Here is a 13,915-nt window from a genome sequence, read left to right as displayed (position 1 = left end):
GCAGCGCTTCTGATGTATTGCCTTGCAGCATATTACAACAGAAAAAGGCCGGCAGCGGGATAGCCCGCCGCCAGCCGTGGAAGCTTACGCAGCGCGTAAAGCCATCAGCACAAGAATTACTTGAGCTCGACGGATGCGCCCGCTTCTTCCAGCTTAGCCTTAGCTGCTTCAGCGTCGTCTTTAGACATCGCTTCTTTGATGGTCGCCGGAGCTCCGTCAACAGCACCTTTAGCTTCTTTCAGGCCAAGACCGGTGATTTCACGAACCGCTTTGATGACGTTAACTTTCTTGTCACCAGCAGAGGTCAGAACCAGGTCAAATTCAGTCTGCTCTTCAGCAGCTGCTTCGCCGCCGCCAGCCGGGCCAGCCATAACGGCTGCCGCTGCAGAAACGCCGAATTTCTCTTCCATTGCTTCGATCAGCTCGACAACTTCCATTACGGACATGTCGGCTACAGCATTGATGATATCGTCTTTGGACAGTGCCATTGTTTCATTCCTAACTTTGCGGGAGTCTCGGTCAGCCGAGGACTCGGGGTTCATTGCTCGGTTCAGGCAGCGTATCGATCACATCGTTCACGCCGCCTGCAAGAAACGCTGCTTAGGCAGCTTCTGCTTCTTGCTTCTGGTCGCGCAGTGCGGCCAGAGTACGAACCAGCTTGCCAGCGGAGGCTTCTTTCATTACCGACATCAACTTGGCAATTGCTTCGTCGTAAGTCGGTAGGGTTGCTAGACGATCGATGTCAGCAGCCGGAATCAGCTCACCTTCGTAGGCCAACGCCTTAACTTCGAAGTTCTTCTCGTCTTTAGCGAAATCTTTGAACAAGCGAGCGGCAGCGCCCGGGTGCTCAGTAGAGAAAGCCAACAGAGTAGGACCAACAAAGCTCTCGTTCAGACACTCCCACTGAGTGCCCTCGAGGGCGCGGCGAGCCAGCGTGTTACGAACAACACGCAGCTCTACACCATTCTCACGCGCCTGCTTACGCAGAACGGTCATTTTACCGACCGTAACGCCGCGAGAATCGGCAACTACGACGGAGAGTGCGCCCTTGGCCGCTTCACTGACCTCGGCAACAATCGCTTTCTTGCCTTCAAGTGCTAGTGGCACAGTGATCACTCCTTCGTGCCGGAACCCATAAAAGGCTCCGGTGGTTACCATCTCTTCCAGGTACTAACAACTGACACTGGAAGCCTTAGGGGATGGTGCTCACCAGAAAGCGGCTTGCGAAAAGCGTTAACCAACTGGCGGCCACACCATCTGCGCAGGCGCTCTTGGGCGATTAAGCCGCCTACTTTCATCAGAAAAGGCGGCACCTGCGGTCTTTGACGGCGCCTCGCTGGGTGTAACACCCGACGAGGGACCGCAAAGTTCTTGCTCGGTTCTTACTAAAAACCTGCCGACAACTCGCTTATACCAGCGCAGAGTGGTCGAGAGTCAAACCCGGGCCCATGGTAGTGGACAGGGTAATCTTCTTAAAGTAGATACCTTTAGAGGAGCTCGGCTTGAGCTTCTTCAGGTCAGCAACCAGCGCTTCCAGGTTGCCCTGAACAGCGGCAGCGTCAAAATCAACTTTACCCAGCGTGGTGTGGATAATGCCGTTTTTGTCGGTACGGAAACGCACCTGACCCGCTTTGGCATTTTTAACCGCAGTCGCCACGTCAGGCGTTACGGTGCCAACTTTCGGGTTAGGCATCAGGCCGCGCGGACCAAGAATCTGGCCCAGCTGACCTACAACGCGCATCGCATCCGGAGAAGCGATAACAACGTCAAAGTCCATCACGCCTTTCTTGACCTGGTCAGCCAGATCTTCCATGCCCACGATGTCAGCGCCTGCTTCTTTAGCAGCGTCGGCGTTTGCACCCTGGGTGAAGACCGCTACGCGTACGTCTTTGCCAGTACCGTTAGGCATAACGGTGGCGCCACGTACAACCTGGTCAGATTTACGCGGGTCAACGCCAAGGTTGATCGCAACGTCAAGAGACTCTTTGAACTTAACAGTAGACAGCTCGGAAAGCAGCGCAACGGCTTCTTCCAGAGAGTATGCTTTGTTCGTGTCTACTTTCTCGCGAATAACTTTCGCGCGCTTAGACAGTTTAGCCATGATCAGAGACCCTCCACGTTTAAGCCCATGCTACGAGCGCTACCAGCAATGGTGCGCACCGCGGCGTCGAGATCAGAAGCCGTCATATCCGGCTCTTTGGTCTTGGCGATCTCTTCGAGCTGCTCGCGGGTCACGGTGCCGACTTTCTTCTTGTTCGGCTCACCAGAACCAGACTTGATGCCCGCTGCTTTTTTCAGCAGTACGGCAGCAGGCGGCGTCTTGGTGACGAACGTGAAGCTGCGGTCAGAGTACACAGTGATCACGACAGGCGTCGGCAGGCCGGGCTCAATTTCTTGAGTCGCAGCGTTAAACGCCTTACAGAATTCCATGATGTTCACACCGTGCTGACCCAGCGCGGGGCCTACGGGCGGACTCGGGTTGGCTTTACCTGCAGCAACCTGCAGTTTGATATAAGCCTGTACTTTCTTGGCCATGGTAAATACTCCAGTTGGGTGATAGCGCCTGACGGCTCCCCGGTACGCGTAAAGCAGCGCTGGGCTGCTTTACATGAATCCAGGGTGGCACGCATTGCGCACCACCCTGCAACATTTTGAAATTACTCTTTTTCTACCTGAGAGAACTCAAGTTCAACAGGTGTCGCACGTCCAAAGATCAGCACACTGACCTGCAGACGGCTCTTGTCGTAATTCACTTCTTCAACAACACCGTTGAAGTCAGCGAACGGACCATCAATAACGCGGACCGACTGACCCGGCTCAAACATGGTTTTAGGCCGCGGCTTGTCAGTACCGTCTTTCACACGACGCAGAATCGCTTCTGCCTCGCGTGTAGTAATCGCGGCAGGCTTCTCTTTGGTGCCACCGATAAATCCCATGACGCGTGGCGTTTCATTCACCAAGTGCCAGGTTTCATCTACCATCTCCATCTCGACTAGCACGTAGCCCGGATAGAACTTGCGCTCACTCTTGCGGCGCTTACCGTCGCGCATCTCAACCACTTCTTCCGTCGGCACCAGGATCTCGCCAAAGCGATCTTCCATGCCGTACATCTTCACACGCTCGATAAGCGAGCGCATGACATGCTTTTCAAAGCCGGAATAAGCGTGGACGACGTACCAACGTTTGGACATGAAAACTCCTAACCAATGACGCCGGACATCGCCCAGCCAAGAAGAGTGTCAATCAACCACAGCATCAAACCCACCACCAATACAGCCACCAGCACAATCGCGGTTGTCTGAATAGTTTCGGGACGGGTCGGCCATACAACGCGCTGAATCTCTTTCTTGGCGCTTATGGCAAGCTCAACTAAATCGCGACCTTTCGTGGTTGTTAAGGCGATCAAACCAGCAAGCGCACACAACACCACCACACCTAAGACGCGGTAGAGCAGGCCAATATCGGCAAAATAGGTATTACCAACGACTGCAACGACAAGCAACGCCACAACCGCTGCCCATTTGAGCCCGTCATGGCGCGTCTGTTGCACCTCTGCGCCATGTTTTACGGAACTAGGCTTCATAAAAACGAGACTCCTAAGGGTGCAGCGAGCGACAAAGGAATTCTAGAAAAGACATACCAACCTGGGGAAGGTTGGCAGGCCAGGAGGGAATCGAACCCCCAACCTGCGGTTTTGGAGACCGCTGCTCTGCCAATTGAGCTACTGGCCTGTATCGTCACATGCGCAAGCAATCGCCTACGCAATAGCGGGCGTCATAGTAGCGGAGAACATACCGCCTGACAACCCCTACTTACCACCTTCTGCGAAACACAGAAGGCAAAGACAAAAAAAGCGAGCTTCGCTCGCTTTCTTCGCAATATGGAGCTCATGGACGGAATTGAACCGTCGACCTCACCCTTACCAAGGGTGTGCTCTACCCCTGAGCTACATGAGCCAAAACACATCAAACTGGAGCGGGCGGCGGGAATCGAACCCGCACCATCAGCTTGGAAGGCTGAGGTTCTACCGTTGAACTACGCCCGCCGAACTTGCCTATAGAATGACAATCCGCTGCACGAGAAACAGTAGCTAATGCCCGCTTACCGGCTTTTCATTCCCAACCACCGAACACTTCAATGGCTGATAAACTTGGTGGAGAGGGAAGGATTCGAACCTTCGAAGCTTTCGCGGCAGATTTACAGTCTGCTCCCTTTGGCCACTCGGGAACCTCTCCAGCTGTGGCGGCATATTATGCCAGCCTCCAAAACGGTGTCAAGCCTGCAAACTCTTTATTTATCAAAGCTTGCTGGAGGCGACGCTACTTCTAGCGCTGCTTCCGCTCTGGAACGCGCTGCATTCTGTCAAAGCAACATGGAGAATGCAAGGCCTGCGCGAATTTTTTCTAACGATACGGGCTCAGGCACTCGCGGCGCGCCTGACATTTTGCCCGCTCGCTCAGCAAAGGTTAAGGGATAGCTTGCCTCAAGCCCGCCATACACCATGTCCGGCCATACCGCGTGGGGTACTTGCACACCTCGCGATACCACCCTGGCATCCCCCCCGGTAAGCAGCATGGGGAGCGCGACCCCCTGCTGATCGCATACCTCACTGTAAATACGATTAATGGCGCTCACCGCCGCCATATAGATACCGTGATTCACCGCATCCACCGTACGCCGCCCAGGCTCCAGAAGCGCATCAGCTTCGCTCTCGGGGTCGATCGCGACATTGCGGGTGCCAAGCTTCAGGCTCTCTTTCATTAAGCGCAGACCAGGGATGATAAAGCCGCCTAGGTGCACGCCGCCGGGCAGTACGAAATCAATCGTAATCGCACTTCCACAATCTACTGCGCAGCAACCACCTGCCAGTTGATAGCCCGCCAGCGCCCCCATCCAGCGGTCAACGCCCAACCGTCCTGGCTCCTCATAGCCATTCACTACGCCGAGCGCCTCTTGGGTAGAACGCGCAACGTACACATGTCGCACCTGACGGCGCAGTAGCGCCACGGTTTCCTCCAGCACAGCGGCTCGCGCAACACTTGAGATACGAACGGCCTCGACCACGTCCAAGTCGGGAATATCCGCCCCTGGCCGCCACTCTTCCCGCGTCCATACGGCACCTCGCGAGCGTATCTCGCTGCTCTCGGCATCCTTAAGCCGCCACTTCGACAGCGTGTTGCCGATATCTAAATCCAAAATCATAGACGCCTACGTACGCTGATCTCACCGCCCGATAGGCGTCGCGAGTGACCGTGTTCGGTAACCCACAGGTTACCACTCTCATCTACCTCTCCTGCGACGGCATCGCTTGAGCGCTCACCTTGAATAACGCGGATAGGCAGCCCGGCATAGGCGTGCCGCTGGTTCCAGCCATCGCGCCAGGGGGCAAAACCGTTTGCTTCAAAGCCTGCCAGCAAATCCAGCAGCCCTGCCACCATATCGGCCGCTAGCTGATTACGGGAAATGCCCGCCTTAGCATCAAACAGCGCCGCCACCGGCTGATCAATGGTGGCACGCAGGCGCTCGGGTAGCGATAGATTCATCCCCATTCCGATCACCACTTCGCAGGGGCCTGCTGCATCACCGGTGACCTCAATCAAAATACCGGCCAGCTTGCCTAGCTCATCGCCTTGCTCAGCCAGCAGCACATCGTTGGGCCACTTCAGCTTGGGCGACACGCCGTACTGCTCCAGCACCTGAGAAACCACAACACCCACTGCAAGGCTCAACCCTTCCAGCGCGTTGATGCCCGATTCAAACCGCCAGCCCATCGAGACCATGAGACTTTGCCCCCAGGGCGTTGACCATACGCGCCCCCGACGCCCGCGCCCGGCGGTTTGCAACTCCGCAAAGCACACCTCACCATGGCCGGCCCCCTGCGTGAAGCGTTCGCGCAGATACTCATTGCTAGAAGGGAGATGGTCTTCAACAAATAACCGTGCCAGTAAGTGACGAGCATCGGCGGGCAGGCGCTCGACGATTTTTGCTCCATCCAGCGGCTCTAACGGACACGCCAATCGATAGCCTCGCCCCTTAACCGCTACCAGCTCCACCCCCAGCGTCTCTAATTTTTTTAGCTGTTTCCACACGGCGGCTCGGGAAACGCCTAACGTTTCACCTAATTGTTCACCGGAATGAACCTCGCCATCGCTCAACAAACGCATCAGGTTACCGATGGTCATGTGCTTGCCCCAATTGGGAAAACGCCTATCTTAACGGAAGCGTCACAACAGCGAAAACTGCCGCGTTTAGGTTATTGACTTGCTGCTTTATTTAAGACAGCGCTGGTAGTGGACCGCCCCCAGACCCTATAATGCCGCCCTATTTTTCTAGCAGGATCGCGTCGTGATCGAGAATCTTCGCAACATTGCCATCATCGCCCACGTTGACCACGGTAAAACTACCTTGGTAGACAAACTGTTAAGCCAGTCTGGCACGCTCGACCGTAAGGCCGAAGGTCAAGAGCGTATCATGGACTCCAATGACCAGGAGAAGGAGCGTGGTATTACCATCCTGGCCAAAAACACCGCTATTCAGTGGCAGGATGGTAATGGTACGGGCTACCACATCAACATCGTGGATACCCCTGGGCACGCCGACTTCGGTGGTGAAGTTGAGCGTGTTATGTCCATGGTGGACTCGGTTCTGCTGCTGGTTGACGCCGTAGATGGCCCGATGCCACAAACGCGCTTCGTGACCCAGAAAGCCTTCTCTCAGGGCCTGAAGCCGATCGTGGTAGTGAACAAAATCGACCGCCCCGGTGCACGTCCTGACTGGGTTATCGACCAGATTTTTGACTTGTTCGACAACCTGGGTGCTACCGACGAACAGCTCGACTTCCCGATTATCTACTGCTCGGCGCTGAACGGTATTGCCGGCATGGACCCGGAAGCGCTGGCCGACAACATGGATCCGATGTTCCAAGCGATTGTGGACATCGTTGAGCCGCCCCGCGTCGAAGTTGACGGCCCGTTCCAGATGCAGATTTCTGCCCTGGACTACAACAGCTACGTCGGCGTCATCGGTCTTGGCCGCATCAAACGTGGCTCTGTGAAGCCTAACCAGCAGATCTCGGTCATCAGCGTTGATGGTACGACTCGGAAAGGCAAAATCGGTCAGGTGATGACCCATATGGGCCTTGAGCGAGTTCAAACCACCGAAGCCACCGCTGGCGATATCGTCTGCATCACAGGCATCGAAGACCTGGCCATCTCCGACACGCTGTGTGACCCGAGCGCCGTTGAAGCACTGCCGCCGCTGTCTGTTGATGAGCCGACCGTGTCTATGACCTTCCAGGTCAACGACTCGCCGTTCGCCGGTAAAGACGGCAAGTTCGTCACCAGCCGTAACATCAAAGATCGTCTAGAGCAGGAACTGATCCACAACGTCGCTCTGCGCGTTGAGCAAGGCGAAACGCCCGAGAAGTTTAAAGTCTCTGGTCGTGGCGAACTGCACCTGTCGGTACTGATCGAGACCATGCGTCGTGAAGGCTTCGAGCTGGCCGTTGGCCGCCCGGAAGTGATCATCAAAGAGATCGACGGCGTTAAGCAAGAGCCCTACGAAGAAGTCATCATCGACTGTGAAGAGCAGCACCAAGGCTCCATCATGGAAGAGCTGGGCTACCGTAAAGGTGAGATGACCAACATGAACCCGGATGGTAAAGGCCGCGTTCGTTTGGACTTCATCATTCCTGCACGCGGTTTGATCGGCTTCCGTGGTCAGTTCCTGACCCTGACTTCCGGCACCGGCATCCTGACCAGCCGTTTTGACCACTACGGCCCGCTGAAGCCGGATGCATCTATCGAGCGTCGCAACGGCGTACTGGTGTCTATGGTAGGCGGTAAGGCGCTGGCTTACGCACTGTACGCTCTTCAGGAGCGCGGTAAGCTGATCATCGACCACGCAACTGAAGTCTACGAAGGCATGCTGATCGGTATTAACAACCGTGCCAACGACATGGTGGTGAACCCGACTAAGGGCAAGAAGCTCGATAACATGCGCTCTACCGGTAACGATGAGAACATCGTTCTGACGCCGCCGATCAAGTTTACCCTTGAGCAAGCCATTGAGTTCCTGGACTCCGATGAGCTGGTAGAAGTCACGCCCAGCCACATCCGCCTGCGCAAGAAGCACCTGACCGAAAACGAGCGTAAGCGCGCTAGCAAGAAGTAAGCTAACCGCCGTTCGTCAAAAGCCCGCCGCTGTGCGGGCTTTTTTATGAAAAGCCTCTTCGCATTATTGCCTGTTACACGCACTACCAAACGACCTCGTTAACGCAACCTAAACGCTTGCACGCTGGTAAGCGTGATCGTTCTATCGCAAAGTAGCGCTATCCTCAGCACGCCCTCGGGCAGCTGACACGCCACAATTCATACAAGTGTTTGGATACCTACCCCCATCCTTGCACCCCTACACGGACACTCCTTCACATGAGCGGTCATAACGTCTGGACTCACAAAGGCACTTTTTTGCTGGCAGCGGTTGGTTCTGCCGTTGGTCTTGGTAATCTTTGGCGCTTTCCCTACCTCACCGGCGAAAACGGTGGCGGTGCCTTTATCTTGGTGTATGCACTGACCATTTTCGCTGTTGGCATACCGATTTTAATCGCCGAAACCATGCTGGGACGCACCAGCCGACGCAGCCCGATTATGGGTATGCGGCATTTAACCAAAACTCATAAAACGTCGCGGGCGTGGGAATCTATTGGCTGGCTAGGCGCCGCCTCCGCCTTTTTGATACTAAGCTTTTACTCGGTGATTGCCGGCTGGGCGCTGCACTACACGTGGCTGATGCTCACCGGCTCGTTAGTAGGTGCCGATGCACAAACGATCAGCGATGGCTTTAATACCCTACTCGCTTCACCGGGGCTGATGACGCTCTATCACACGCTGTTTATCGCAGCTTCAGCGCTGATTGTTGGCATGGGTATCCATAAAGGCATCGAGTCTGGCCTGCGCATTATGATGCCTGCGCTGTTTGTCATTCTGATCGTGGTGCTGATCTACGGCATCATCAATGGTGATGTAGGCGCCGCTGCGAGCTTCTTGTTCACGTTTAATATCAGCGACCTGAGCCTGGAAGGCTGGCTGCAGGCGATGGGCCAATCCTTCTTTACCTTGAGTTTGGGGATGGGCGCGATCATGGCTTATGGGGCTTACATGTCGAGTGACGCCTCGCTGACCCGTACCGCTATCGCCGTGGCTTTTGTGGACACAGCGGTGGCCATGGTGGCGGGGCTGGCAATTTTTTCGCTGGTCTTTGGTGCTGGACTGGAAACAGGGCAAGGCCCAGGACTGATGTTTGTGACGCTGCCGCTGGCCTTTGCCGAAATGCCGTTTGGGGCTCTGGTGGGCGGCGTGTTCTTCATCCTGGTGCTGGGTGCGGCGATTAGCTCGTCCATTTCACTTATTGAGCCAGTGGCCGCCTTCCTAGTGGAACGTTTTGATATGACCCGCCCGCAGGCCGTCACCATTATGGTCGTCGCCGCTTGGGCCATGGGCCTGCTGACCGTCATGAGTTTTAACGTGTGGGCAGAAGGGACGATTTTCCATACGCTGTTTGGCCGTAGCGCCTTTGAGTTTATTGAGCTTTTGACCAATATCTTTATGCCCATAGGCGGCCTGATGATTGCGCTATTTGCAGGCTGGGCGCTGACGCAAAGTGAAGTGATAAAAGAGCTTGGCACCAACGCGACATGGTTTAAGATCTGGCGTTTTCTCGTGCGCTTTGTAGGCCCGGCAGCGGTTTCCTTTGTCTTTTTACGCACCATTCCTCAGGTAGAGGGCTACGCCATTCCTGCCCTGGGGTCGCTCATCATTGTAGGTGCCTTTGCCGCTAGCCAGCGGCTGCGCCACTCCAAGACTTAACAACAACATCCATGCCGCAGGCGACCCACGGGTCGCCTGCCGTACGAGGACACCATGCAACCGCTTATCGAAGTACAACACGTTAATAAAGCGTTCGGTGGGCTACACGTCATCAACGATTGCTCCATCCGAGTAGAGAAAGGCTCGATTACCGGCATGATTGGCCCTAACGGGGCGGGTAAATCGACGCTGTTTAACCTGATTGCAGGAGCGCTCACTCCCGACAGCGGCCACATTCTGCTGGATGGTGAAGATATCACCTCACTCAGTGCCGACCAGCGCTTTCATAAAGGCTTGCTGCGCACCTTCCAAATTGCCCACGAGTTCAGCCAGATGAGCGCGCTGGAAAATTTGATGATGGTGCCGCCCCAGCAGGCCGGCGAAAGCCTCTTCAACACTTGGTTTAAGCCTGGGCTGGTGCGCCAGCAAGAGGCTGAGGTGCGCCGTCGCGCACTGGAGGTGATAGATTTTGTGGGCCTGCATCACGTGCGCAACGAATTGGCGGGCAACCTCTCCGGCGGCCAAAAAAAGCTGCTGGAACTGGGCCGTACTATGATGACCGATGCCAAGGTAGTGCTGCTGGATGAAATTGCCGCCGGGGTAAACCGCACCCTGCTGGGCGATTTAATGGGCAATATTGAGCGGCTCAACCGCGAAATGGGCTACACCTTCTTAGTGATTGAGCACGATATGGATATGATTTCGCGGCTCTGCGACCCTGTGATTGTACTGGCCCAGGGCAGCGTGATGGTCGAAGGCCACATTGAAGACATACAAAATAATCCGGCGGTTATTGAAGCCTACTTTGGCTCTGATGCCGCCTAAGCCACTGCTTTACACTCATCATCGCCATAATAATTAGCCACCACTACTGGCTACAACAACATGATCGCGACTGGAGATCCCAGCGCGACGCTTGCTGAGACGCGTTTATGTCATCCACACAAGCATCACCCCAGCCACTGCTTGATGCACGCGATGTGCACGGCGGCTATGGCAGCATGAATATTTTAAACGGGGTCAATATGACGCTGTATGCCGACGAGGTCGGCGTCATTGTAGGCCCCAACGGCGCGGGCAAGTCCACCATGCTCAAAGCCGTGTTTGGACTGCTCAACGTGAACCAGGGCGAAATCCTGCTTAACGGCCAGCCGATTCACAACCTGCCACCTAATCAGCTCGTTGAGCGCGGCATGGGCTTTGTGCCCCAGGAAAAAAACGTGTTTCCCAGCCTCTCGGTCAAAGAGAATCTGGAAATGGGCGCCTACCTGAAGCCGCAAAACGTGAAGCGTATGCTGGAACAGGTCTACGAATTTTTCCCCCCGCTGGTCGAAAAGCGCCACCAGCCTGCTGGCGAGCTTTCAGGCGGTCAGCGCCAGATGGTCGCCATGGGGCGCGCCTTAATGGCGGAACCTAGCCTGCTGCTCCTGGATGAGCCCACAGCGGGCCTGTCACCGCTCTATATGAATGAGATTTTCGACCGCGTGAAGAAGATCAACGCCGCCGGCGTGGGCATTTTAATGGTCGAGCAGAACGCTAAGCAGGCCTTGGCCATTGCTGACAAGGGCTTTGTACTGGCAGCAGGCCAGAACCGCTTTACGGATACCGGGGCGGCCCTACTGGCCGACCCTGATGTCGCCAAAAGCTTTTTGGGCGGCTAGCCCGGGGGAGAAACGCGTGAACGAACTGGCTTTTTTTATTAATAACGTGGTGATTGCGGGCAGTGTCACTGGCTCGATTTACGCCATTGGCGCGATTGGCGTCACGCTGATTTTCAGCATTATGCGCTTTGCCCATTTTGCCCATGCCGACATGATGACCTTCGGTGCCTTTATGGTGCTGCTGCTCACCACGGCGTTCCCTGCGGTGGGCGCCAGCATCGGCGTCCCCACGGCGCTGATCATGCTGCCGCTGGCCATGCTGCTCACCGCCCTGCTCGCAGTGGGTATCGATAAGGCGTTTTACAAGCCGCTGCGCGCCCACAGCGTGAAACCGATCGTGATGGTGATTGGCTCGTTGGGCGTCACGCTGATGCTGCAGGGCCTCATTCGTCTGTTCTCAGGTACCGGCGGGCAGAGCCTCTACGTGGATGACCGCAAAGAGATTTTCCGCATTGCACTGCCGTTTGAGGGCGCGCGGGCTCCGATTGTGATCACCGAGCCGCAGATCTACCTGTTCGTGATTACCATCGTGGCGGTGATCGCGTTGCACTTGTTCTTGAACCGCTCACGGTTAGGCAAAGCCATGCGCGCCATGTCGGATAATCCGGAGCTGGCCCAGGCATCAGGCATTAACACCAATACCATCGTGGCGGTCACCTGGGTGATTGCAGGCGGCCTGGCCGCCATTGCGGGCACGCTGCTCTCGCTGGACGTGACCTTCAAACCAGACCTTAGCTTCTTCCTGCTATTGCCGATCTTCGCGGCGGCGATTGTTGGCGGGGTGGGCCACCCCTACGGCGCGATTGCCGGTGGTTTTGTGGTGGGCTTTGCCGAAACCCTGGCGGTATTTAACTGGAACGTGCTGCTGCGCCCTTTCCAAGACAGCTTCCCCGAGTGGCTGACGTTGCCATCGAACCTCGCCTTCGTGGGCACTGAATATAAGATTGTGGTGCCGTTCTTTATTCTGGTGGCCATCCTGGTGTGGCGCCCGACCGGCCTGTTTAAAGGCAAGGTGATCTAATGAGCCATCCAACCAATACTCGCAACCCGGCCTACACGCCGAAAGACGCTACGCCACAGCGCCGCTTCCCGCTGCGCGAACTAGTGCTGTTTGGCGCGCTGTTTGCCGCCGTACTGGCGGTTTACGCCCTGATGGGCGCGGCGTACAGCACGCGCATGCTGGTCGAAGCCGCCTGTTACGCCATTCTGGCATTGGGCCTAACGATTCAGTGGGGCTACGCCGGTCAGTTTAATGCCGGGGTGATGGGCTTTGTGGCCCTGGGCGGCTTCTGCGCCATGCTGTTTAGCGTGCCGGTCAACGATGCCTTCTGGGGCACGGAGCTACCGGGCGAGCTAGGGCAAGTGCTGCTCTATGGCCTCGCAGCCACGGTCGTGGTCGTCGGTGCCACCAAGCTCGACCGGCTGGGCGTACCCAAAACGCTGCGCACCGTCATCGCCGTGGTGCTGGCGGTGGTGCTTTATCTGGTGGTGATCAGCCTGCTGCGCGATGTGACCAGCCAAATCCAGTCCCAGGCGGGCTTTGTGGGCGGGTTTGGCCTGCCGCCTTGGGTGGGCTGGATCGTCGGCGGCGCGCTGGCCGGTGGCGTGGGCTACTTTATCGGCCATGTGTGCCTTGGGCTGCGCAGCGACTACCTCGCCATTGCCACGCTGGGCATTGCCGAGATCATCAAGGCGTTTTTGAAAAACTCCGACTGGCTCACCCGTGGTACGGCGACTGTCTCCCCGTTACCTTGGCCGACGCCTGGCCCTGCCGAGCTGGGGTTTACCCTTTCCCGCGCGATTTACCTGTCGGTGACGGCGGTGGTCATTGCGGTGATTTTCTTCCTTCTGCATCGCGCTTACCACGCTCCTTGGGGGCGGATGATTCGCGCAATTCGCGATAACGAAGTCTCATCGGCGGCCATGGGTAAGGACATCAACAAGCGTCGCCTGGAGATTTTCGTGCTGGGCTGCATTTTGATGGGCCTGGGGGGCGGCATGCTGGGCACGTTCAACAGCCTGTTCGACCCGCAGGGCTACCTGCCCCTAAACCACACCTTCTTAGTATTGGTGATGGTTATTTTGGGCGGCCCCGGCAATAACCTGGGTACCATCTTTGGGGCCGTGGCGGTCTACATTATCTGGATTATGTCAGAGCCCCTGGCGCTGTTTTTAATGCAGCTAGCCGTCGCGTTTGGCGAAGGCACTTTTGGTTGGGAGGCGCCCAGCAATATGGACAGCCGAGCGCTACAGGCTAGGGTATTAGTGATCGGCATGCTGATCACCCTGGTACTGCGCTTTGCGCCCAAAGGCCTGCTGCCTGAGAAGATTAAGAGCCACGGCTAACTCCTCGGCATCACCAAAAACACGCCCCGCTCAATGAGCGGG

Annotated in this window: 14 protein-coding genes and 4 tRNA genes; 6 read left to right on the top strand and 12 right to left on the bottom strand. The window is 56.3% G+C overall.

Going from position 1 to position 13,915, the window contains the following annotated elements; genetic code table 11:
- Window positions 1-116 precede the first annotated feature (116 nt).
- From rplL to R0J87_RS08880, 12 genes are all read right to left on the bottom strand, one after another.
- A complete protein-coding gene (gene rplL / locus R0J87_RS08935) occupies window positions 117-488 on the bottom strand; it encodes a 50S ribosomal protein L7/L12 (RefSeq protein ID WP_018917741.1) in 372 nt (123 codons plus the stop codon).
- A 112-nt stretch (window positions 489-600) separates the two neighbouring features.
- Entirely contained in the window at window positions 601-1,107 is a 507-nt protein-coding gene (gene rplJ, locus R0J87_RS08930) for a 50S ribosomal protein L10 (RefSeq protein WP_404344518.1), read from the bottom strand.
- A gap of 301 nt (window positions 1,108-1,408) precedes the next feature.
- Entirely contained in the window at window positions 1,409-2,101 is a 693-nt protein-coding gene (gene rplA, locus R0J87_RS08925) for a 50S ribosomal protein L1 (protein WP_404344517.1), read from the bottom strand.
- A 2-nt stretch (window positions 2,102-2,103) separates the two neighbouring features.
- Complete coding sequence (rplK, locus tag R0J87_RS08920) at window positions 2,104-2,535, bottom strand: 50S ribosomal protein L11 (RefSeq protein ID WP_009098963.1); 432 nt, start codon at window positions 2,533-2,535, stop codon at window positions 2,104-2,106.
- A 122-nt stretch (window positions 2,536-2,657) separates the two neighbouring features.
- A complete protein-coding gene (gene nusG / locus R0J87_RS08915; RefSeq protein ID WP_159340656.1) occupies window positions 2,658-3,191 on the bottom strand; it encodes a transcription termination/antitermination protein NusG in 534 nt (177 codons plus the stop codon).
- An 8-nt stretch (window positions 3,192-3,199) separates the two neighbouring features.
- Complete coding sequence (secE, locus tag R0J87_RS08910; RefSeq protein ID WP_188640082.1) at window positions 3,200-3,583, bottom strand: preprotein translocase subunit SecE; 384 nt, start codon at window positions 3,581-3,583, stop codon at window positions 3,200-3,202.
- 72 nt (window positions 3,584-3,655) lie between these two features.
- Window positions 3,656-3,731, bottom strand: a tRNA-Trp gene (locus tag R0J87_RS08905).
- Between the two features lie 150 nt (window positions 3,732-3,881).
- A tRNA-Thr gene (locus R0J87_RS08900) sits at window positions 3,882-3,956 on the bottom strand.
- 15 nt (window positions 3,957-3,971) lie between these two features.
- Window positions 3,972-4,045, bottom strand: a tRNA-Gly gene (locus R0J87_RS08895).
- 106 nt (window positions 4,046-4,151) lie between these two features.
- A tRNA-Tyr gene (locus tag R0J87_RS08890) sits at window positions 4,152-4,235 on the bottom strand.
- Between the two features lie 127 nt (window positions 4,236-4,362).
- The gene (locus tag R0J87_RS08885; protein WP_404344516.1) at window positions 4,363-5,202 is read right to left on the bottom strand and encodes a type III pantothenate kinase; all 840 of its coding nucleotides are present in this window, start codon (window positions 5,200-5,202) and stop codon (window positions 4,363-4,365) included.
- A complete protein-coding gene (locus tag R0J87_RS08880) occupies window positions 5,199-6,182 on the bottom strand; it encodes a biotin--[acetyl-CoA-carboxylase] ligase (RefSeq protein ID WP_498885656.1) in 984 nt (327 codons plus the stop codon). Before R0J87_RS08880 ends, R0J87_RS08885 begins: the two co-directional genes overlap by 4 nt.
- 163 nt (window positions 6,183-6,345) lie before the next feature.
- Here R0J87_RS08880 and typA point away from each other — a divergent pair, with 163 nt between their 5' ends.
- The 6 genes from typA to R0J87_RS08850 all read left to right on the top strand — a co-directional run bounded on the left by typA (window position 6,346) and on the right by R0J87_RS08850 (window position 13,873).
- The gene (gene typA / locus R0J87_RS08875; protein ID WP_404464802.1) at window positions 6,346-8,172 is read left to right on the top strand and encodes a translational GTPase TypA; all 1,827 of its coding nucleotides are present in this window, start codon (window positions 6,346-6,348) and stop codon (window positions 8,170-8,172) included.
- A 257-nt stretch (window positions 8,173-8,429) separates the two neighbouring features.
- On the top strand, window positions 8,430-9,866 hold the full coding sequence (locus R0J87_RS08870) for a sodium-dependent transporter (protein ID WP_404464800.1): 1,437 nt from the start codon (window positions 8,430-8,432) through the stop codon (window positions 9,864-9,866).
- 54 nt (window positions 9,867-9,920) lie between these two features.
- Window positions 9,921-10,691, top strand: coding sequence for an ABC transporter ATP-binding protein (locus R0J87_RS08865; protein WP_404344512.1), 771 nt, complete (start codon window positions 9,921-9,923; stop codon window positions 10,689-10,691).
- Between the two features lie 107 nt (window positions 10,692-10,798).
- Window positions 10,799-11,527, top strand: coding sequence for an ABC transporter ATP-binding protein (locus R0J87_RS08860; RefSeq protein ID WP_404344511.1), 729 nt, complete (start codon window positions 10,799-10,801; stop codon window positions 11,525-11,527).
- Between the two features lie 16 nt (window positions 11,528-11,543).
- Window positions 11,544-12,548 carry a branched-chain amino acid ABC transporter permease gene (locus tag R0J87_RS08855; RefSeq protein ID WP_498885653.1) on the top strand — a complete coding sequence of 335 codons (1,005 nt, stop codon included), beginning with the start codon at window positions 11,544-11,546 and terminating at the stop codon, window positions 12,546-12,548.
- Window positions 12,548-13,873: a branched-chain amino acid ABC transporter permease gene (locus tag R0J87_RS08850; protein ID WP_498885651.1), complete on the top strand. Its 1,326-nt coding sequence runs from the start codon at window positions 12,548-12,550 to the stop codon at window positions 13,871-13,873. Before R0J87_RS08855 ends, R0J87_RS08850 begins: the two co-directional genes overlap by 1 nt.
- Window positions 13,874-13,915: the final 42 nt, after the last annotated feature.

Origin of the sequence: Halomonas sp. SIMBA_159 (assembly GCF_046536035.1) — a bacterium.
GTDB classification, from domain to species: Bacteria; Pseudomonadota; Gammaproteobacteria; order Pseudomonadales; family Halomonadaceae; genus Vreelandella; species Vreelandella venusta_A.
Note: the sequence above shows the minus strand (reverse complement) of the source record. Positions and strands in the feature narration are given on the sequence as shown.